Raw genomic sequence first — 19,804 nt, forward strand, 5'->3', positions numbered from 1 at the left:
CCGAACGACGCCGTCTCCGAGGTGAACCGGTCACCCGTCAGCTGCATCCCGTCACCCGAGTCACCCGCGAAACGGATGATCACCCGGTCCAGACGACGGACCCCGGAAGCCGGACGAGTCGTTCCGTCCGTGCTCCCGGGGGCGCTCGTATCACTGGTATGAGTTGTGTCAACGGCCACCGGCCGCTCCTTCCCGTCGACGCAGCTGGGTGGCTGCCGCCGAACGGTATTGAGCGACCCTTGTGACCGGCCAAAGCCGCCTGACCGCGACCGGCGGATGCCGTTACGGCAGCCAGTCCGCGTCCCTGGCGATACGGATCGCGTCGACCCGGTTGCGCGCATTGAGCTTGGTGACGATGGTGGTCAGATAGTTGCGCACCGTCCCCGCCGACAACCGCAGCATGGAGGCGATCTCCCGTGCCTCCGCGCCTTCCGCCGCGAGCCGCAGTACCTGGGCCTCCCGGTCGGTGAGGGGGTTCTCGAACTCTCCCCAGGCGGCCAGTGCCAGTTCCGGGTCGACGGCTCGGTGCCCCGCGGCCACCCGCCGCACGGCGGCGGCGAGTTCGGCGGACGGGGCGTCCTTGAGGAGAAAGCCGGAGACCCGGGCCTCAAGGGCCCGGCGCAGGGTGCCGGGCCGGCCGAGGCTGGTGAGGATGAGGGCGCGGCACTGGGGGAGCCGTTCGCGCAGCTGAGTCGCCGCTGACAGACCGTCGACACCGGGCAGATCGATGTCGATGATGGCGACCTCGGGCCGGTGCTTGAGCGCCATGTCGACGATCTGGTCCCCGCGTTCGACCTCACAGACCACTTCGAGATCCTCTTGGAGATTCAGCAGAGCGACCAGGGCGCCGCGGACCATGTTCATGTCCTCTGCGATCAGTATCCGTATCACTGAGTTCCCGTCTGCGGTCCGTGCGGGCTCGGATCGTGGCGAGGTGTCGTGGTCCGTACCGTTGCTGAAGGCTTGCGCGGTCATGCGGCTGATCCATTGGGCGGGAACGTGATCTCCCTTGGCTCCGCAGCTAATTCCGCGGAGGTTTCCGATGCCCTTCTCGTGGGCGCTTCGGCGAGGAGGCGGAATATGCCGTCTTTTCCGGGGCCTGATTCGAGGCGTCCGCCTATGACGGTCATGCGTGCGTGGAGGTTACCGAGTCCGCTGCCACTGTGCGGTGCGGGGTTGTGGTAGGCGGGGTCGACGCCGTCGTTTTCGACCACGAGGCGCACCAGGCCGTCCTGTTGGACGGCTTTGATGCCGCAGTGTGTGGCGTTGCTGTGTCGCAGCAGGTTGGTGACGGCTTCGCGCAGCGTGGTGGCGAGCGCGGTCTCGACGTGGGGGGAGAGTGTGCCGAGTTCGACCTGTGCCCGTACGTCGATGTCGGCGGCGTCGAGCATCGTCTGCGCGGTTCTGATCTCCTGCTGGAGTGACATGGTGCGGTAACCGCTGGCGGTCTTGCGGACGTCGGCGAGGGACTGGCCGGCGATGGTCAGGACCTCGTTGATCTCTTTCATGGCGCGGTGGGGGTGGGTGGGGATGAGGCGGTGGATGAGTTCGCTTTTGAGGGTGATGGCGGAGAGGCTGAAGCCGAGGAGGTCGTGGAGGTCGCGGGCGAAGCGGAGCCGTTCTCCGGTGACGGCCTGGCGGGCGAGTTCACCGCGGGTGGTGTGGAGGTGTGTGATCAGCTCTGTCAGCCGGGTGAGCCCGTAGAGGACGAGTCCGGCGAGGAGTGTGGTGTGGGAGAAGGGGATGCTCTCGATGAGCGGTCGGCCGTCGAGGAGTGGTGGGATGAGCATGCTGAGGCCCACGGCGGCGTAGAGCGGCCAGGCCACGCGGGGTGGTAGGAGCAGCAGGAGTGAGCCGGCCAAGTAGCCGGCCATGGTTTCCCAGTAGCCATGGAAGACAAGGATCGGAAGGTAGGTCAGGAGTGCCTGGAAGGCGAGGATCAGGCATTTCCGGGTCAGGGGTGCCTGGTTGCTGCCCGGTGCGGAGTGGAGGAGTTGCAGGGCGAGGATCAGCAGGAGGAGCAGGCTGGTTGCCTCGCCCGTCGGGGACATTCCCGCGCTCAGGATGCCGATGGCGGTGAGGAGCGCGTAGCCCAGCAGCGCGGTGATGAGGATGGTGCGCGCCAGCCGGGAAACGGGAAGGTCGTTGCTGGGGCTGGGCGGTGCTACCGCCTCGGGTCTGCGGCCCCGCGACTCGTCCGCACTGTCGGAACGGTCGTGACTGTCCATCATCTGCAACCTGTCCCCCGCAACCATGTGCGTCATCCTGCGGGGATGATAAGTCAACGTGGTAAAGCGTGTGCAGCGATCAGGGTCTCGTGGACACAAATTTGCGGAACCAATCGGCCCTAAGGGCCGTCCCGTAATCCCGGGCGGGCGCACGACGACAGCTACGGCACCTCGCCGCCCTGTCGGAACGCCCGAATACATCCAGTACATGGGCGATCCTCCGGCCGGCGACACGGCACCGGACGCCACGGGCCGATCCGCGAATATCCGCCGGACAGGACCCGGGGCGATGGAGCCCGGGGCGGCTCCCGGAAGCCGGTCACCCCGCGCCGCGGCGGCGGAACGCCCGCGCGAAGACGAAGACCTGGCCACCGTGCCGGCCGCCGACGGGAGGCCGCTCCCTGTCCGCTCTGCACAAGCGGCTCTTTAGAGCCCCCTCGCAGGATTCGAGAGCGAACAGCACGCGTCGGCGTTGGGCCGGCAGTCTCGGAGAGGTCAGCGATGCGCGTTCTTTTCACCATCTTCCCGACATCGGCACATCTCTATCCAGCCATTCCGCTGGCATGGGCGCTGCAGAGTGCCGGTCACGAGGTCGTGGTGGCGAGCCCCGAGGGTGTGGTCGATCCGAAGGTGATCGCGAACATCACCTCGGCCGGCCTCACCGCGGTGTCGCTGGGCGGCAAGGAGGAGCTCACCGCCTCACTGGCGCCCCTCATCGCCGGCGCGGGCCCCAGCAGGCCCACCCTGGCGCTCGACCCTGACGACGAGAACGCCTGGCGCCAGGCCAGGGCCGTCCTCGGCGGCATGTTCAACGCGTACTACCCGCCGGAGCCGGCGAGCGGCGGGCCTCGTCCGATCCTGGACAAGCTGGTGGAATTCGCCCGGGACTGGCGTCCTGACCTGGTGCTGTGGGATCCGCTGGCGCCGACCGGGGCGGTGGCCGCGCGTGCTTGCGGCGCCGCCCACGCGCGTCTTTTGTTCGGTATGGACAACATCGGTCTGATCCGTTCCAAGACGCGGCAGGAGCTGGCCGATCCGTCCTCGGGCCTGACCGAGGACCCGTGGATGGCGTGGCTGGGCCCGGTGCTGGAGCGTTACGGGCTCGACTTCACCGAGGAGACGCTGGTCGGCCAGTGGACCCTCGACCTGACCCAGTCCCGGATGCGCAACCCGCTGGACCTGATGTACGTCCCGGTCCGCCGGGTTCCGTACAACGGGGCCGCCACGCTTCCTCAGTGGCTGCACGCCCGGCCCGAGCGGCCCCGCGCGGTGCTCACCCTGGGGGTGAGCCGCCGACTGCTCGCCGGGAAGCACAGTGGCTTCCCGATGCGGGAGTTCTTCGACTCCGTGTCCGGCCTGGACCTGGAACTGGTCGCGACGCTGAACAGCGAGCAGCTCACCGCCGTGGGCACGCTCCCGGACAACGTCCGCGCCATCGAGTACGTACCGCTCAACCAGGTGCTGCCCACCAGCTCGGCGATCATCCACCACGGTGGCGGCGGGACGTTCGCCGCCGCCGTCGCCTTCAAGGTGCCGCAGCTCGTCGTGCCGCTCCCGATGTGGGACGAGATGGTCACGGCGCGGTACGTCGAGCGGCGGGGCGCGGGACTGGTCGCCGACCCGGCGACGATCGACGCGGGCAGCACGCAGAAGGACCTCGTCCGGCTGATCGAGGAGCCGTCCTTCCAGCTCGGGGCCCGCGGTCTGTACGAGGACATGCTGGCCGCCCCGGCGCCGAAGGACGTGGTGCCGGTCCTGGAGAGGCTGACCGCGGAGCATCGCGGCTGAGCGGCCGGCCTCCGCCCGCACAGCACGAGTCGAGTTCAGGACGAAAGGGCGAGCGAGCCGTGCGCATCGAGGAAACCACCATCCCCGGCACGTTTCTGATCGAGCCGGACCACATATCCGACGACCGTGGTGTGTTCTACGAGTCGATGCGGTCCGACGAACTGGAGCGGGCCGCGGGGATCACCTTCCAGCCCCGTCAGATCAACTACTCGGTCTCCAAGCGCCACACCCTGCGCGGCATCCACAGCGTGAGCAGCCCTCCGGGGCAGGCCAAGTTCGTCACCTGCGTCCGGGGCGCGCTGCGCGACATCGTCGTCGACCTGCGGGTCGGTTCGCCGACCTTCGGCAAGCACCAGGTGAACGAACTGGACGCCGCCTCGGGCCGGTCCGTGTACGTCCCGGAGGGCGTCGGCCACGGATTCCTGGCGCTCACCGACGACAGCTGCATCTGTTACGTCGTCTCCAGCACGTACGTCCCCGGAACACAGATCGACATCAACCCGCTCGACCTCGACCTGGACCTGCCCTGGGACTGCGCCGGGACACCGCTGATCTCGGACAAGGACGCGAAGGCGCCCACGCTGGCCGAGGCCCTGGCAGCGGGCATGCTGTCCGATTTCGACGCCGCCTGACGCGGCGACACCCCTGTCCTGCCCGCCACCGGCGCACCGGGACGACGAGTGCACGGCCGAGCGGCTGCGAACCGCGCACCAGACCGAAAAGGCATCACCACATGAATCGAGAGGACCTGCCATGAAGGCTCTGGTGTTGGCCGGCGGATCGGGCACCCGCCTACGGCCCTTCAGTTACTCGATGCCCAAACAGCTCATCCCCATCGCGAACACGCCCGTCCTGGAACACGTTCTGAGGAACATCCTGGACCTGGGCGTGACCGAGATCGGGGTCATCGTCGGCGACCGCGCCCCCGAGATCCACCAGGCGCTCGGGGACGGATCGCGGTTCGGGGCACAGCTGACCTACATCCAGCAGGAAGCTCCGCTCGGCCTCGCCCACACCGTCGCCATCGCCCGGGACTTCCTCGGCGACGACGACTTCGTGATGTACCTCGGCGACAACATGCTGCCCGAGGGGATCGTCGGCATCGCCGAGGAGTTCGCCGCGCACCGCCCGGCCGCCCATGTCGTGGTGTACAAGGTCCCGGACCCGCGCGCCTTCGGCGTGGCCGAACTGGGCCCCGGCGGCGAGGTGCTGCGCCTGGTGGAGAAGCCGCAGCAGCCGCGCAGCGACCTGGCCCTGATGGGCGTGTACTTCTTCACCGACGCCATCCACGAGGCGGTCGAGGCCATTGAGCCCAGCGCCCGCGGCGAGCTGGAGATCACCGACGCGATCCAGTGGCTGGTGTCGGCGGGAGCGGATGTGCGGGCCAGCCAGTACGAGGGTTACTGGAAGGACACCGGGAACGTCGAGGACGTCCTGGAGTGCAACCAGCACATCCTGGAGAACCTGCGGCCCTCCGTGGCCGGTGAGGTCGACGACGCCAGCGTGCTGGTGGGACCGGTCGTCGTGGAAGAAGGGGCGCGCATCGTGCGCTCCCACATCGAGGGGCCGGCGATCATCGGTGCCGGCACGGTCGTGGAGGACAGCCACATCGGCCCGCACACGTCCATCGGACGCGGCTGTGCGATCACCGGAAGCCGGGTGGAGTACTCCATAGCCCTGGACGGCGCGTCGGTCACCGGCGTCCAGGGCCTGCGCAGTTCCGTCATCGGTCGCTCCGCCTCCGTCGGCACCATCGGGCAGAGCACGGACCGTTACCGCCTGGTGGTCGGAGACCACACCCGAGTGGAAGTCGCGGCATGAGGATCCTCATCACAGGAGCAGCCGGTTTCATCGGCTCCAACTTCGTCCGTAACCTCCTCGCGGACAACTACGCGGGGTGGGAGGGCGCCAAGGTCACCGCCCTGGACAAGCTGACCTATGCGGGCAACCGCGCCAACCTGCCGGCCTCGCACCCGCGCCTGGAGTTCGTCCGGGGCGACATCTGCGACTCGGGCCTGCTGCGCGAACTGCTGCCCGGACACGACGCCGTGGTGCACTTCGCCGCGGAGTCCCACGTGGACCGCTCACTGGAGGGCGCGGGGGAGTTCTTCCGCACCAACGTCCTGGGCACCCAGACACTGCTCGACGCCGTGCTGGACAGCGGTATCGAGCGGGTCGTGCACGTCTCCACCGACGAGGTGTACGGCTCGATCGGGGAAGGCTCCTGGACCGAGGACTGGCCGCTGCTGCCCAACACCCCCTACGCGGCCTCCAAGGCCTGTTCCGACCTGGTCGCCCGCACCTACTGGCGCACCCACGGAGTGGACCTCTCCATCACGCGCTGCTCCAACAACTACGGGCCGTACCAGCACCCCGAGAAGCTCATCCCGCTGTTCGTCACCAACCTGCTCGAAGGGCAGCAGGTGCCGCTGTACGGCGACGGACTCAACATCCGCGAGTGGCTGCATGTGGACGACCACTGCCGTGGCATCCACCTCGTGCTCGGAGGCGGCCGGGCCGGTGAGATCTACAACATCGGCGGCGGCAACGAGCAGACCAACCGCGACATCACCGAGCGGCTGCTCGAACTGACCGGCTCGGGACCGGAGATGATCCGCCGTGTCGCCGACCGCAAGGCGCACGACCTGCGGTACTCCATCGACGAGTCCAAGATCCGGGAAGAGCTGGGCTATGCGCCGCTGACCGGATTCGAGGAGGGCCTGTCCGCCACGGTGGCCTGGTACCGCGACAACCCCGACTGGTGGAAGACCGTCAAGTACGGGGCCGAACGTGCGGACGGCTGACAACGGCGGAGCCGCCGGGCTCCGCGTCGTGGTGCTCGGGGGCACCGGCTATCTGGGCCGCCGCATCGGCGAGGCGTTCACCGCCGACGGCGCCCTGGTGCACCTGGTGTCCCGGAGCCCGGCGGCGGACGCCCCGGCGGACCCGCGTTCCGTCCGCATGGACCTGCTGGCGGCCGGCCCGCGAGAACTCACCGAGTTCTTCGGCTCGGTGCGGCCCGACGTGGTGGTCAACGCCGCCGGCCGGGTCTGGCAGTCCGGCGAGCCCGAGATGGCCGCGGGCAACGCGGACCTGGTGGCCCGGGTGACGGAGTCACTCGTCGGCCTGCCCCGCCCGCCGCGGCTGATCCAGCTCGGCACCGTCCACGAGTACGGCGCCGGCACGCCGGGCGCCGGCACCTCCGAGGAGCACGAGCCCGCTCCCGTCACACCGTACGGGCGCACCAAACTCCTCGGCACCCGGATCGTGCTGCGGGCCGCGGCGGAACACGGCCTGGACGGTGTGGTACTCCGCCTCGCCAACGTGATCGGCGCCGGGGTGCCGGCCGGCAGCCTCTTCGGCATGGTGGCCGCGCACCTCGGAGAGGCCGCCCGCGCCCAGCTCCTGGGCGAGAAGCCGGACGAGCTCAGGCTCCCGCCGCTGCGTGCCCACCGCGACATCGTGGACGCGCACGACGCCGTCGACGCCGTACGGGCCGCCGCCATCGCGCCGGGGGCGGACCTCAGTGGCCACGTGGTCAACATCGGCCGCGGCGAGGCGGTCCCGATGCATGCGCTGATCCATCGCATGGTCGAACTCAGCGGTGTGGATCTCCCGGTCGTCGAGGCCGTTGCCGACCAGCCCGCACGCACCGACGCGGAGTGGCTGCAACTGGACGTCTCACGGGCGCTGCGGCTCCTGCGATGGCAGCCGCGGCGCACCCTCGACGCCTCGCTGCGCGACCTGCTCGCGGCCGTGCTGCCGGCGCCAGTCAACGGAAGGAAATGACCATGAGCGACAACAAAGAACTGGTGCTGGACGAGGTCCGCAAGTACCACCGGGAGACCGCGACCAAACGGGAGTTCGAGCCCGGGGTGACCGAGATCTGGCCGTCCGGCGCGGTCCTGGACGAAGAGGACCGGGTCGCCATCGTCGAGGCCGCGCTGACCATGCGCATCGCCGCCGGGCCCAGCTCCAAGAAGTTCGAGTCCGACTTCGCCAAGCGCCTGAAGCGACGCAAGGCCCATCTGACCAACTCCGGTTCGTCGGCGAACCTCCTCGCCGTCTCGGCCCTCACCTCGCACCAGCTCGGTGACCGGCGGCTGAAGCCGGGCGACGAGGTGATCACCGTCGCGGCGGGATTCCCCACCACCGTCAACCCGATCCTGCAGAACGGCCTCCTGCCGGTCTTCGTGGACGTGGACCTGACCACGTACAACACCACGGCAGACCGGGTGGCGCGGGCCATCGGCCCCAAGACCCGGGCGATCATCATCGCGCACGCGCTCGGCAACCCCTTCGAGGTCGCCGAGGTCGCCCAGCTCGCCAAGGACAACGACCTCTTCCTCATCGAGGACAACTGCGACGCGGTCGGCTCCACCTACGACGGTCAGATCACCGGCACCTTCGGCGACCTGACCACGGTCAGCTTCTACCCCGCGCACCACCTCACCATGGGCGAGGGCGGCTGTGTCCTCACCTCCAACCTCGGCCTGGCCCGCATCGTGGAGTCGCTGCGCGACTGGGGGCGGGACTGCTGGTGCGAACCCGGCAAGAACAACACCTGCTTCAAGCGGTTCGAGTACCAGATGGGCAACCTGCCCGCCGGATACGACCACAAGTACATCTTCTCCCATGTCGGTTACAACCTGAAGGGAACCGACATCCAGGCCGCGCTGGGCCTCACGCAGCTCGCCAAGCTCGACGGCTTCATCGAGGCGCGGCGGCGCAACTGGCGCCGGCTGCGCGAGGGACTGGACGGTGTGCCGGGCCTGCTGCTCCCCGAGCCGACCCCGCGGTCCGAGCCGAGCTGGTTCGGTTTCGTCATCACCGTCGACCCCGAGGCCCGCTTCACCCGCGCCGAACTGGTCGCCCACCTGGAGGAGCGGAAGATCGGCACCCGGCGGCTGTTCGCCGGCAACCTGACCCGCCAGCCGGCCTACATCGGCCAGCCCCACCGCATCGTCGGCGAGCTCACCAACAGCGACGTCATCACCGAGCACACCTTCTGGATCGGCGTCTACCCGGGGCTCACCGACGAAATGCTCGACTACATGACCGCCACGATCAAGGAGTTCGTGGCCCAGCGCGGCTGAGCCCGACGGACCGCCTCCCACCCAGAGATCAGGACGAGGACGATGGACATTGTGGGAACCGGTTTCCTGGCGCGGAGTCTGCGTCCGCTGGCCGGCCGGCATCCGGGCACCGTGGCCCTCGCCGCGGGGGAGTCCAGAACGAGCGGGGCCACCGACGCGGACTTCGCGCGGGAGGCCGCACTGCTGCGCGACGTCGCCAAGCAGTGCGCGGCCAACGGGCAGCGGCTGCTGTTCTTCTCCACGGCCGCGACCGGAATGTACGGGTTCGCCGAGGGACCGGGCGACGAGGACAGCCCGGTGACCCCCTACACCTCCTACGGCGCACACAAACTCGAGCTCGAGGACCAGCTGCGTGACTCCGGGGTCGACTACCTCATCCTCCGGCTGGCGCACCTGGTGGGACCGCACGGGCGCTACCACCAGCTCATCCCCACGCTGCTGCGGCAGGTACGCGAAGGGGTGGTCACCATGCACCGGGGCGCCGGCCGTGACCTGCTCCGGGTCAGCGACGCGATAACGATCATCGATCGGCTGCTCGCCGCGGGTCTGCGGGCCGACACGGTCAACGTGGCCTCCGGATTCGCCGTCCCGGTGGAAGACATCGTCGACCATCTCGCCGGCGCGCTGGGGCTCGAACCGCGCAAGGAGTACGTGGCCACGGGCGTCCAGTACGCCATCTCCACCAAGAAGCTGCTCGCCCTGGTCCCTCACGTGGCGGACATGGGCTTCGGCCCCGACTACTACCGCCTGGTTCTCAACGACCTCCTCGCGGCCGAAGATGCCTGACCCGGCCGCGTACGCATCACGAGAAAGGCAGGGAGTCCCTCCGATGCCGTCCCACATCATCCAGACGCGTGAGAACAAGAGCCTGCCCGACCGCATCGCTCTGTCGGCCGCCGCCGCCCAGGGTGCGCACCTGCGTACCGAAGACTTCGGCGACTGGCTGGCCGAGCGGGGCAGGGCCAATACCTTCCGGGTGGAGCGGATACCGTTCGCGGAGCTGGACGGCTGGTCGTTCCAGGAGTCCACCGGGAACCTGGTGCACCGCAGCGGCCGGTTCTTCACCGTCGAGGGCCTGCATGTCACGGAGGAGGGGGAACCGCACGGCGACGGTCCCTACGCCGACTGGTACCAGCCCATCATCAAACAGCCCGAGGTGGGCATCCTGGGCATCCTCGTCAAGGAATTCGACGGGGTGCTGCACTTCCTGATGCAGGCGAAGATGGAGCCGGGCAACCCGAACCTGCTCCAGCTCTCGCCCACGGTCCAGGCGACCCGCAGCAACTACACCAAGGCCCACAAGGGCGCGGACGTCAAGTACATCGAGTACTTCGTCGGGCCGAACCGCGGCCGGATCGTCGCGGACGTGCTCCAGTCCGAGCACGGCTCGTGGTTCTACCGCAAGTCCAACCGCAACATGGTGGTGGAGGCGGTGGGCGACGTCCCGCTGCTGGACGACTTCTGCTGGCTCACCCTCGGGCAGATCCACGAGCTGCTGAGCCGGGACAACGTGGTCAACATGGACTCCCGTACGGTGCTGTCCTGCCTGCCCTTCGCGGACGGCTCGGACGGCGCGCTGCTCTCCGACATCGAACTGCTCTCCTGGATCACGGGCGAGCGCACCCGGCACTCCGTGCGGACCGAGCGCGTCCCGCTGGACTCCATTCCCGGCTGGAAGCGCGGCGAGAGCGAGATCGAGCACGGGGAGGGCCGCTACTTCAACGTCGTGGCCGTGTCCGTACGGGCCGGAAACCGCGAGGTGACGGGCTGGACCCAGCCCCTGTTCGAGCCGGTCGGCCTGGGTGTCACCGCCTTCCTCACCCGCGAGTTCGGCGGCGTCCAGCATGTGCTGGCGCACGCCCGGGTCGAGGCCGGCTTCCTCGACACCCTTGAGCTGGGACCGACCGTGCAGTGCACTCCGGACAACTACGCCCACCTGCCCGAGCAGGAACGCCCCCGGTTCCTGGACACGGTGCTGCGCGCCGGCGCGGACCGCATCCGCTACGAGGTCGTGCACTCCGAGGAGGGCGGGCGCTTCCTCAACGCCGAGAGCCGCTTCCTCATCGTCGACGCGGACGAGGCCGACGCCCCGCTCGACCCGCCGCCCGGCTATGCCTGGGTCACCCCCGCGCAGCTCACCACCCTGGTCCGGCACGGCCACTACCTCAACGTCCAGGCCCGCACCATGCTCGCCTGCCTCAACGCGACGGCGGCGAGTACCCGGTGACCGGACCCTTGCGGGTGGGAGTGATCGGATGCGCGGGCATCGCGGTGCGCCGCATGCTTCCCGCCTTCGCCGCCTGCCCCGACATCGAGGTCGCGGCCGTGGCCAGCCGGGATCCGGCCAAGGCGCGGCAGGTCGCGGAACGCTTCGGCTGCCGTCCCGTGCACGGATACGGCGAGCTCCTCGAACTCGACGACATCCAGGCCGTCTACATACCGCTGCCCGCGGCGCTGCACGCCCGGTGGACCGAGGCGGCACTGAACACGGGCCGGCACGTCCTCGCCGAGAAGCCCCTGACCACCGACCGCCACCGCACCGGCGAACTCCTCGAACTCGCCGCATCCCGCGACCTGGTGCTCATGGAGAACGTCATGTTCGTCCATCACCACCGGCACCGGGCCGTGCAGCGCCTGGTCGCCGATGGCGCGATAGGTGAACTGCGGTCGTTCCACGCGGCGTTCACCATCCCCCCACAGCCGGACGGTGACATCAGATACGACCCCGAACTCGGCGGCGGGGCACTGGCGGACGTCGGGGTCTACCCCCTCCGGGCCGCACTGCACTTCCTCGGCCCCGAACTCGACGTCGTCGGTGCCCGCCTCGTCCGGGGCACGGGACGTCGGGTCGAGACCTCCGGCGCCGCGCTGCTGAGCACTCCCGGCGCCGTCACGGCCCAGATCACCTTCGGCATGGAGCACGCCTACCGCTCGTCGTACGAACTGTGGGGCAGCGAGGGCAGCATCACCGTCGACCGGGCGTTCACCCCGCCCGCCGACCACGTCCCCGTGATCGGCCTGCACCGCGACGGGAAGACCGAGGAGATCCGGCTCGAACCGCACGATCAGGTGGCGGCCACCGTCGCGGCCTTCGCCGCCGCGGTGCGCACCGGAACCCTCCCGGACGCCGGCGCCACCCTGCGGCAGGCGGAACTTCTCGACGAGACACACCGGTCCGCCTCGCGCGGAGAACCCCTCAGAACTGGATGAGCGGCCGCTGCCCGGGCCCCTCGGCGATGACCGGCCGAAGGACACCGGCAGGGCATGGAAGGAGACATTCGTGCAACGCCACATCGCTTTCTTCAACTTTCCGGCCGTAGGCCATGTCAATCCCACGATCGGCGTGGTCGAGGAACTGGTGAAACGAGGTCATCGCGTCACCTGCACCGCGACGGACCATTTCGCCCCCATAGTGAAGGCCGCCGGCGCCGAAGCGGTCAGGTACGACTCGGTCTTCGGCGATTTCTACCGCGCCCCCCTGACCGCCGAGGAGAACGCGGGCGAGGGACTGCGGTGCCTGGACGAAAGCACCTCCCTCGTGGAACAGGTCGCGCCGTTCTACGAGGACAACCGGCCGGATGTGATCGTCCATGACTTCATGGCGTGGGGAGCGCGGTTCTTCGCCGCCAAGAACGACATTCCGCTGATCCGTACCTATCCGGTGTTCGGGGCGAACGAACACTTCTCGCTCCGGGAGAAGTTCCCGGTGGCGGAGCTGAACGACCCGCAGATCATGGAAGCGGTGAAGAAGCTCGCGGGTGTGCTGCCCCAGTTCGGCCTGGCGCCCGACCCGATGGGTTTCCTTGCGGGGATCGAGAAGCTCGGGATCATCTTCCTCCCGCGCGAATTCCAGTACGCGGGCGAGACCTTCGACGAACGGTTCGTCTTCACCGGGCCCTGCATCGCCGAACGCCCCTACCAGGGCAGCTGGCAGCCGGCCTCGGCGGACCGGCCCACGCTGCTGATCTCGCTCGGCACCTCGGCCAGGGGCTGGTCGGAGTTCTTCACGATGGCCATCGAGGCCTTCGCCGACTCCGAGTGGGACGTCCTCATCACCGTCGGTGAGCACACCGACCCCGCCGGCCTCGGGCCGCTGCCCGCGAACGTCGACGTACGGCGGTACGCGCCGCAGCTCGACGTGCTGCGCCACGCCAAGCTGTTCATCACCCACGGCGGTATGAACAGCACCATGGAGTCGCTGGACAACGGCGTGCCCATGGTGGTCGTGCCGCAGACGAGCGAGCAGCGGGCGAACGCCCAGCGCGTGGAAGAGCTGGGCCTCGGCCGCCGTCTGGCCAAGGAGGACGTCACGGTGCAGAGCCTGCGCGAGGCCGTGGCCCAGGTGACGGGCGACGCGTCCGTGACCGACCGGGTGCGGGCCATGCGGGAGCGCATGCGGTCGATGGACGGCCCGGCCGTCGCGGCCGACGCCGTCGAGGCGTACCTGGCCCAGCAGAGCTGAGTACCCGCCGCCGCGACACGGATCCGTGTCGCGGCGGGCCCGCACCGGTGTCGTACGGCCCTCGCTCACAGGCCGTACGACACCGGTCGGCATCGGCCGGCCCGGTCAGGTCCGGGGCCGTCCGAACGACATCGCAGCCGACCGGGCCTTCGGACTAGGGTCTTTCGTTTGGATCATGCCGGGCTCGCGGGGCCTGGTGCCGCACCTCGCCGCGTTGTCGTCGGTCGCCATGGCTCCGCCATGACTCCCTCCTCCGCCTTGCGATGCACGGCACCAGGCCCCGCTCCCTGATCCGGCCCGATCCAAACGAAAGACCCTAGTCCGCGCCGTCCCGACGGCGCCACCCACTGACCGAAGACGGTGACTCGACAGCCATGGATCATCTGGAAGAACTCAAGGAATTCGCCCGCCTGCACGCCCGGGGCCAGGGCATGACGGCCGAGCACGCCACGCGTGTCCTCGCCCGTATCACCAACGACACCACGGGGGATCCGGACTCCTGGGCCTCGGTGTGGACCGCCGAGGGACGGGCCGCCGCCACCCGCGGTGACCTCCTCGACGCGTGCCGGCACTACGCGCTCGCCCGTTTCCCGTACCACGGTGACGCCGATCGCCTGCACGCCCAGCGGCTCTGCGTCGACACCTTCGACCAGTGGCGCGGTGACCAGGACGGCATCGAGCGCCTGGAGTTCGACCACGCCGACGGCACCGTCGCCTGCTGGGCCGCCGGGCTCGACAGGTCCCGCCCGCTACTGGTCGTCATGGGCGGCATCGTCAGCGTCAAGGAACAGTGGGCGCCGCTGCTGCCCCTGCTGCGCAAACTCGGCTTCGCCGCCGTCGTCACCGAGCTGCCGGGCGTCGGCGAGAACACCGTCACCTACGGCCCCGACTCCTGGCGCACCCTCAGCTTCCTGCTCGACCAGCTCGCCGACCGCGCCCAGGTCTCCGACACCTCGATGCTGGCCCTCAGCTTCAGCGGCCACCTCGCCCTGGGCGCCGCCGCCGAGGACCCCCGCATCAGCCGTGTCCTCACCGTGGGCGCGCCCGTCGCCGACTTCTTCACCGACGAGGCCTGGTGGCCTCGGGTGCCCGGCATCACGACCGACACCCTGCGCCGCCTCACCGGCAGCAAGGACCTCACCGAACTCCGCCACCAGCTACCGCAGTTCGCGCTCACACCGGAGCAGCTTCGGCAGGTGCGGATACCCGTCCGGTACGTCGCCAGCAGCCGCGACGAGATCATCCCGGACACGGATCAGGCGCTGCTGCGCCGCACGCTCGACGACGTCCGGTTCAAGACGTTCGACGACGTGCACGGTTCGCCCGCCCATCTCGACGCGATGCGGCGCTGGCTCATCTCCCAGCTGCTGTGGCTGCGCTTCGCGCGCCGCCGCGCCCGGCCGACGACGAGCGTGAGGGCCTCATGAGCGAGCTCAGGAACGACGACGGTACGACCTCCGGCACCACGATCGGCACCGTGTGGCCGTGGCAGACACTGGCCTCACTCGGTATCACCGAGAACGATCTGATGACTGATCAGGACATGTGCGACCTTCCGGCGGGGGCGGGCACCGCGGCGCCCGTGGCTTCCACAGGTGTGTCCGAGGGTCTCGCGGGTGCTTCGGCGAGGAGCCGGAATGTGCCGTCCTTTACGTGGCCGGTTTTGAGGCGTCCGCCGATGGCGGTCATGCGCGCCTGAAGGTTGCCGAGTCCGTTGCCGCTGTGCGGTGCGGTATTGCGGTAGCCGGGGTCGGCGCCGTCGTTTTCGATGAGGAGCCGGACGACACCGCCGTGGTGGACGGCTCTGATGCGGCAGTGGGTGGCGCTGCTGTGGCGGAGGAGATTGGTGACGGCTTCGCGCAGGGTGGTGGCGAGTGCGGTGTCGATGTGCGGGGAGAGTGTGGCGAGTTCCATTTCTACGTGTACGTGGATGCCGGCGGCCTGGAGCATGGATTGTGCCGTTCTGATCTCCTGCTGGAGTGAGATGGCGCGGTAGCCGCCGGCGGCTCTGCGGACGTCGGTGAGGGACTGGCCGGCCAGGGTGAGAACTTCGTTGATCTCTTTCATGGCGCGGTCGGGTTGGGTGGGGACGAGCTGGTGGACGAGTTCGGTCTTGAGGGCGATGGCGGAGAGGCTGAAGCCAAGAAGGTCGTGGAGGTCGCGGGCGAAGCGGAGTCGCTCTCCGGTGACGGCCTGGCAGGCGAGTTCCCCACGGGTGGTGTGGAGGTCCGTGATGAGGTGCGCCAGACGGGTGAGTCCGTAGAGGACGAGTCCGGTCAGGAGCGTGGTGTGGGTGAAGTTGATGCTGTCGAGGAGGGGCCGGCCGGTCAGGAGTGGTGGGATGAGCATGCTGAGTCCCACGGTGGCGTAGAGGGGCCAGGACACTCGGGGCGGCAGGAGAAGGAGTAAAGAGCCGGCGAGATAGCCGGCCATGGTTTCCCAGTAGGCCTGGAAGATGATGAGTGGGAGATAGGTAAGGAGCGCCTGGAGGGCGAGGATCAGGCAGGTGCGGGGCAGAGGTGCCTGGTTGCCGCCGGGTGTGGAGTGGAGAAGCTGCAGGGCGAGGATCGGCAGAAGCAGGAGCAGCCCGGTCGCTTCGGCTGTAGGGGACACTCCGGCGGTGAGGATGCTGGTGATGGTGAGGAGCGCGTAGCCCAGGAGCGCGGTGATGAGGATGGTGCGTGCGATGCGGGGTGCGGGTAGCCGGTTGCCGGGTGTGGGCGGGGCTACCGCCACGGGTCTGCGGCCCGTCGACTCGTCCGCACGGTTCATATGGTCGTGACTGTCCATCATTTTCACGGTTCCCCCGTAAACCATGTGCGCCATCCCGCCGGGTCGGTCCGGCCCGGCGGGTGTGTGCGTGTACCGCCGGATGCTGCCCGTAGGGACAGGGGTTGATGCCGTCGCGCGGCAGCCGGTCCGCCACGGTGAGGGTCCTCCGCCCTGTGCCCCCCGGAGGAGGACCCTCACCAGCGGATGGGAACCGCTCGGATCAGCGCAGGACCCACAGCTCGTGGATGCCGGAGCCGATGGACACGCACTGCCATGCGGCGGCCTGGCCGTTGTTGACCAGGAGAGTGCCCCAGTTGACGCACTGGCTGAGCGGGAAGTTCCCGTACTTCTGCCAGACCAGGAGCGGCGCGGCTTCGGCGGTGCTCGCCGTGGTCGTGGGCTCGGCGGCGGCGCTGGTCGCGGCCGCTCCACCCACCAGGAGGATCGCACCCGTCGCGGCAGTGGCGATCAGGCTCGTCAGGCGGCTTGTCATGTCGTTCCCCGTTCTGTTCATGGCGCCGCGGGGACCACTGACTCCGGGCCCAGGTGCCCGGGAGCCGAGCCGGCCGGGTGGCCGGCGGGGTTCCGCGTCTGAACACAACGATCGCGGCCCGGGCCGCCACGCCACAGAGCAGTCGGCTACTCAACTTCCGGCCCGCGTCTACTCCCCGCGTCTACTCCCCGCGTCTGCTCTCCGCGTCTGCTCTCCGGGGGCGGCGGGGGTCTCAGGACCTGGAGGAAGGCCGCGGCAGGAGAACCCCCGCGAGCGTGGCCCGGCTGGAGACGCCCAGCTTGCGGTAGACGCGGCTCAGATGGTTCTCGACCGTCCGTACCGACAGCACGCACGCCTCGGCGATCTCCCTGCTGGTACGTCCCCGGGCCGCCATCAGCGCGATGTCCCGTTCGCGCGAGCTGAGCGGTTCGGGCGCCGAGGCGTCACTGAGGGCGGGTGTCGCCGCGTCCGGGCAGCGCTCCAGCAGGATCCGTGCGTGCGCCGCCGCTCGCGTCGCCCGGGACGGCTGCCCCGAGGCGGACCACCGGCCTGCCGCCGCGACCAGTGCTTCCGCCGCCTGGAGACCGGCGCCCAGCGCCTCCAGGAGCGCGGCGGCCTCCTCGAAGGCCGTCCCGCCGGGCGGCCCCAGGACCGCGGCGGCGTGCGCGGCCCGGGCGGCGGCGAACGGACCCTGCATCCGCGCGGCCGCCGCCCGCAGATCCTCGGCGGCCTCCACCACGCCCCACCGGACCAGGTCGTGCAGGACGGTGACGGCGCCGGAGACCTCACCCGCCGCCAGCGCGTCGTCAGCGGTCCGCCGCAGTAACCGCCGTGCCCGTGGCGTCTCGCCGCGGAGCAACAGGACCCAGCCGTGCGCGCGAAGCGTGTCCAGCCCGCACAGCGGCGACGCCGGCCGCGCCGCGAGAGCCGCGAGCTCCTCGGCCTCGGGGGCGATCCGGCCCGCGTGGGCCGTCGCCAGGACGAGGCCGGCGAGGGCGCGCTGCCCGGCGAACGGCTGTCCGCACAGCAGCGCCTGGGCCCGTGCCTCCCGGAAGTGCGCGACGGACGCGGCGACCTGTCCGCGTTCGAGCGCGATGCGGCCCAGCACCCAGGAGAACCAGACGGTGAGCGCGGGCACCGGCGCGCCCATGGTCTCCCGGCCCTCACGGGCCGTCCGCTCCGCCTCCTCCGTACGTCCCGACTCCAGCAGCGCCGCGGCCAGCAGGTACAGGTGGCGCGCGGGATAGTAGGCGGCCCAGCGGTCCGCCAGGTCGCAGTGCGCCGCGTACACCTCGCGTCCGGTGCGTACGGCGTCCTCCACGAGGCCGGCGCCGAGCTCGATCCGTAACCGGGCGTGCAGGTGTGCCACGTACTCCTGGCCCGCCATGGCGGTCGGGCGACGCGGATCCGGGGCCGTCTGCCCGGCGAACAGCGCGGCCGCTTCGCCCGTCCGGCCCACCGCGGTCAGCAGGGTGGCCTCGTAGGCGACGGGCAGCGGGCGGCTGCGGATCCGTACGGCGGCCTCCCGGAGCACCGCGCGTGCCCGTTCCAGGTCCCCGAGCCCGTAGAGGCAGTGCTGAGCGAGAACCGCGGCGGCCGCCTGCACGTCCTCCTCGGTCGCGGCCGCGCCGAAGGCCCGCTCCAGGACGGGGATGGCCTCGCCGAACTCACCTTGCTGGCCGAGGGCTTCACCGAGCATCAGACAGGCCCGTACATCCGGTCCGTGCACCAGGGCCGCTCCGGCGAGACGGCGCATCGTGGCCAGGTCCTCGGCGTGCAGGGCCTGGGCCGCGGCGCGCACCAGCAGGGCCGGGTCCGCCGTGCCGTTGGCGTCGAGGTCCCAGCAGGCGAGGTCGAGAGCGTCGCCGACGCGGCGGGCCCCGTACCCGCGGACCCGCTCCGCCTGCCGGCGCAGCAACTGTCTGGCCCGGGTTCTGGGTATCGCGTCGCGCAGCAGCCGCGCCTGCCAGGGATGAGCCAGGGCGACCCGCTCGCGCCGGTCCTCCAGCCGTACGGTCAGCACATCGAGCACTTCCAGGTCGACCAGGGCGTCGGCGTCGGCGTGCTCCAGAGCGTCGTCGAGGCCGACAGGACCGCACAGCGCCAGCAGTTCCAGCACGGTGCGCCGGTCCTTGGGCAGGTCTCTCATCCGGTCCGCGAACGGAACGACCGCGGGAAGCCGCTTCAGCGGCCGCGCCAGACACCACACCCCGTCCACCTGGACCAGCGACCCGTCCCGCACGGCCGTCCGTACCACTTCCCGCGTCCACAGCGCGTTGCCGAGGCCGACCTCCCACAGGGCGAGCTCGGCGGGCGCCGAGACCGCACCGGCGAGGGCCGCCCGCAGCAGGCCCGCCATCTCGGGACGGCTGAACGCGGTCAGCCGGAGGTGGTCCAGAGCGTCCGCGCGCCACAGGGAATGAAGGACGTCCGGCCAGTCGGCGTCCGTGGGCAGGGTGGCGACGAGGAACACGGACGAGTCGGCGGCCAGCTGCCCGAGCAGGGCCAGTGATGTGGGGTCCAGGAGGTGTACGTCGTCCACCAGCAGCACCGTACGAGAGCCGCCGCCGGTGGCCGCGAACGACTGGCGCACCTCACGGAAGAACACGGCCGGGTCCTCGGCGCCGGCGTGCGCGGGAAGCAGGGGAGCGAGCGCGGACAACGGCACGGTCGACGCCGTCAGGGTGGCCAGCACCCGCACGGTCCGGTGGGCAGGACCGGTCAGGACCACGAACTCCTCCGCGAGCCGGCTCTTGCCGACGCCAGGCGCGCCCGTGACGGCCGCTCCCTTGCAGCCGGGCCGGCGCAACGCGGCGTGCAGCGCCGTGAGTTCCTCGGTGCGGCCGGTGAACGGCATGGGTGTGGTGCGGCCGACGACAGACATCAGAACCCCCCCGGTTGGTCCGTGCGTGCGGACAAAGTCTGACATCAGCAGACTCCTGCCGGGCGTGCGATCGGCGGGCTG

The 19,804-nt window shown here is 70.0% G+C and carries 16 protein-coding genes; 11 read left to right on the top strand and 5 right to left on the bottom strand.

Annotated features, from left to right (window positions below; translation table 11 throughout):
• Window positions 1-282 precede the first annotated feature (282 nt).
• Together ACZ6MZ_RS26475 and ACZ6MZ_RS26480 are read right to left on the bottom strand one after the other, a co-directional pair.
• Window positions 283-891, bottom strand: coding sequence for a response regulator transcription factor (locus ACZ6MZ_RS26475; RefSeq protein WP_384193475.1), 609 nt, complete (start codon window positions 889-891; stop codon window positions 283-285).
• Between the two features lie 80 nt (window positions 892-971).
• Window positions 972-2,264 carry a sensor histidine kinase gene (locus tag ACZ6MZ_RS26480; RefSeq protein WP_469354783.1) on the bottom strand — a complete coding sequence of 431 codons (1,293 nt, stop codon included), beginning with the start codon at window positions 2,262-2,264 and terminating at the stop codon, window positions 972-974.
• A 465-nt stretch (window positions 2,265-2,729) separates the two neighbouring features.
• Here ACZ6MZ_RS26480 and ACZ6MZ_RS26485 point away from each other — a divergent pair, with 465 nt between their 5' ends.
• The 11 genes from ACZ6MZ_RS26485 (at window position 2,730) to ACZ6MZ_RS26535 (ending at window position 15,001) form a co-directional block, all read left to right on the top strand.
• Window positions 2,730-4,016: an activator-dependent family glycosyltransferase gene (locus ACZ6MZ_RS26485; protein ID WP_389792946.1), complete on the top strand. Its 1,287-nt coding sequence runs from the start codon at window positions 2,730-2,732 to the stop codon at window positions 4,014-4,016.
• Between the two features lie 59 nt (window positions 4,017-4,075).
• On the top strand, window positions 4,076-4,648 hold the full coding sequence (locus ACZ6MZ_RS26490; protein ID WP_389792944.1) for a dTDP-4-dehydrorhamnose 3,5-epimerase family protein: 573 nt from the start codon (window positions 4,076-4,078) through the stop codon (window positions 4,646-4,648).
• 121 nt (window positions 4,649-4,769) lie between these two features.
• Window positions 4,770-5,837: a glucose-1-phosphate thymidylyltransferase gene (locus ACZ6MZ_RS26495; RefSeq protein WP_389792941.1), complete on the top strand. Its 1,068-nt coding sequence runs from the start codon at window positions 4,770-4,772 to the stop codon at window positions 5,835-5,837.
• Window positions 5,834-6,820, top strand: a complete 987-nt coding sequence (gene rfbB / locus ACZ6MZ_RS26500) for a dTDP-glucose 4,6-dehydratase (RefSeq protein ID WP_389792939.1) — start codon at window positions 5,834-5,836, stop codon at window positions 6,818-6,820. Before ACZ6MZ_RS26495 ends, rfbB begins: the two co-directional genes overlap by 4 nt.
• Window positions 6,807-7,805, top strand: a complete 999-nt coding sequence (locus ACZ6MZ_RS26505; protein ID WP_384337696.1) for an NAD-dependent epimerase/dehydratase family protein — start codon at window positions 6,807-6,809, stop codon at window positions 7,803-7,805. Before rfbB ends, ACZ6MZ_RS26505 begins: the two co-directional genes overlap by 14 nt.
• 2 nt (window positions 7,806-7,807) lie before the next feature.
• Window positions 7,808-9,112 carry a lipopolysaccharide biosynthesis protein RfbH gene (gene rfbH / locus ACZ6MZ_RS26510; protein WP_389792936.1) on the top strand — a complete coding sequence of 435 codons (1,305 nt, stop codon included), beginning with the start codon at window positions 7,808-7,810 and terminating at the stop codon, window positions 9,110-9,112.
• 42 nt (window positions 9,113-9,154) lie between these two features.
• The gene (locus ACZ6MZ_RS26515; protein ID WP_389792934.1) at window positions 9,155-9,898 is read left to right on the top strand and encodes an NAD-dependent epimerase/dehydratase family protein; all 744 of its coding nucleotides are present in this window, start codon (window positions 9,155-9,157) and stop codon (window positions 9,896-9,898) included.
• Window positions 9,899-9,941: 43 nt separating this feature from the next.
• On the top strand, window positions 9,942-11,339 hold the full coding sequence (locus ACZ6MZ_RS26520) for an NDP-hexose 2,3-dehydratase family protein (protein WP_469354790.1): 1,398 nt from the start codon (window positions 9,942-9,944) through the stop codon (window positions 11,337-11,339).
• Window positions 11,336-12,322, top strand: a complete 987-nt coding sequence (locus ACZ6MZ_RS26525) for a Gfo/Idh/MocA family protein (protein ID WP_469354792.1) — start codon at window positions 11,336-11,338, stop codon at window positions 12,320-12,322. Before ACZ6MZ_RS26520 ends, ACZ6MZ_RS26525 begins: the two co-directional genes overlap by 4 nt.
• A 70-nt stretch (window positions 12,323-12,392) precedes the next feature.
• Complete coding sequence (locus tag ACZ6MZ_RS26530) at window positions 12,393-13,574, top strand: macrolide family glycosyltransferase (protein ID WP_389792928.1); 1,182 nt, start codon at window positions 12,393-12,395, stop codon at window positions 13,572-13,574.
• Between the two features lie 374 nt (window positions 13,575-13,948).
• The gene (locus ACZ6MZ_RS26535) at window positions 13,949-15,001 is read left to right on the top strand and encodes an alpha/beta hydrolase (RefSeq protein ID WP_469354794.1); all 1,053 of its coding nucleotides are present in this window, start codon (window positions 13,949-13,951) and stop codon (window positions 14,999-15,001) included.
• Between the two features lie 109 nt (window positions 15,002-15,110).
• Here ACZ6MZ_RS26535 and ACZ6MZ_RS26540 read toward each other — a convergent pair whose 3' ends face one another.
• The 3 genes from ACZ6MZ_RS26540 to ACZ6MZ_RS26550 all read right to left on the bottom strand — a co-directional run bounded on the left by ACZ6MZ_RS26540 (window position 15,111) and on the right by ACZ6MZ_RS26550 (window position 19,723).
• A complete protein-coding gene (locus tag ACZ6MZ_RS26540) occupies window positions 15,111-16,364 on the bottom strand; it encodes a sensor histidine kinase (RefSeq protein ID WP_469354796.1) in 1,254 nt (417 codons plus the stop codon).
• Window positions 16,365-16,566: 202 nt separating this feature from the next.
• Window positions 16,567-16,839 (bottom strand): hypothetical protein, encoded by a 273-nt coding sequence (locus ACZ6MZ_RS26545; RefSeq protein WP_469354798.1) that lies wholly within the window; start codon window positions 16,837-16,839, stop codon window positions 16,567-16,569.
• A 232-nt stretch (window positions 16,840-17,071) separates the two neighbouring features.
• Window positions 17,072-19,723: a helix-turn-helix transcriptional regulator gene (locus ACZ6MZ_RS26550; RefSeq protein WP_469354800.1), complete on the bottom strand. Its 2,652-nt coding sequence runs from the start codon at window positions 19,721-19,723 to the stop codon at window positions 17,072-17,074.
• Between the last annotated feature and the right edge of the window lie 81 nt (window positions 19,724-19,804).

Source organism: Streptomyces sp. NPDC042201 (assembly GCF_055582185.1).

Excerpts from the sequence above, each read along its gene's own strand:
- ACZ6MZ_RS26480 (WP_469354783.1), bottom strand. The coding sequence starts at position 2,264 with ATGACGCACATGGTTGCGGGGGACAGGTTGCAGATGATGGACAGTCAC.
- ACZ6MZ_RS26485 (WP_389792946.1), top strand. The coding sequence starts at position 2,730 with ATGCGCGTTCTTTTCACCATCTTCCCGACATCGGCACATCTCTATCCA.
- ACZ6MZ_RS26515 (WP_389792934.1), top strand. The coding sequence starts at position 9,155 with ATGGACATTGTGGGAACCGGTTTCCTGGCGCGGAGTCTGCGTCCGCTG.
- ACZ6MZ_RS26495 (WP_389792941.1), top strand. The coding sequence starts at position 4,770 with ATGAAGGCTCTGGTGTTGGCCGGCGGATCGGGCACCCGCCTACGGCCC.
- ACZ6MZ_RS26545 (WP_469354798.1), bottom strand. The coding sequence starts at position 16,839 with ATGACAAGCCGCCTGACGAGCCTGATCGCCACTGCCGCGACGGGTGCG.
- ACZ6MZ_RS26540 (WP_469354796.1), bottom strand. The coding sequence starts at position 16,364 with ATGGACAGTCACGACCATATGAACCGTGCGGACGAGTCGACGGGCCGC.
- ACZ6MZ_RS26550 (WP_469354800.1), bottom strand. The coding sequence starts at position 19,723 with ATGTCTGTCGTCGGCCGCACCACACCCATGCCGTTCACCGGCCGCACC.
- rfbH (WP_389792936.1), top strand. The coding sequence starts at position 7,808 with ATGAGCGACAACAAAGAACTGGTGCTGGACGAGGTCCGCAAGTACCAC.
- rfbB (WP_389792939.1), top strand. The coding sequence starts at position 5,834 with ATGAGGATCCTCATCACAGGAGCAGCCGGTTTCATCGGCTCCAACTTC.
- ACZ6MZ_RS26520 (WP_469354790.1), top strand. The coding sequence starts at position 9,942 with ATGCCGTCCCACATCATCCAGACGCGTGAGAACAAGAGCCTGCCCGAC.
- ACZ6MZ_RS26535 (WP_469354794.1), top strand. The coding sequence starts at position 13,949 with ATGGATCATCTGGAAGAACTCAAGGAATTCGCCCGCCTGCACGCCCGG.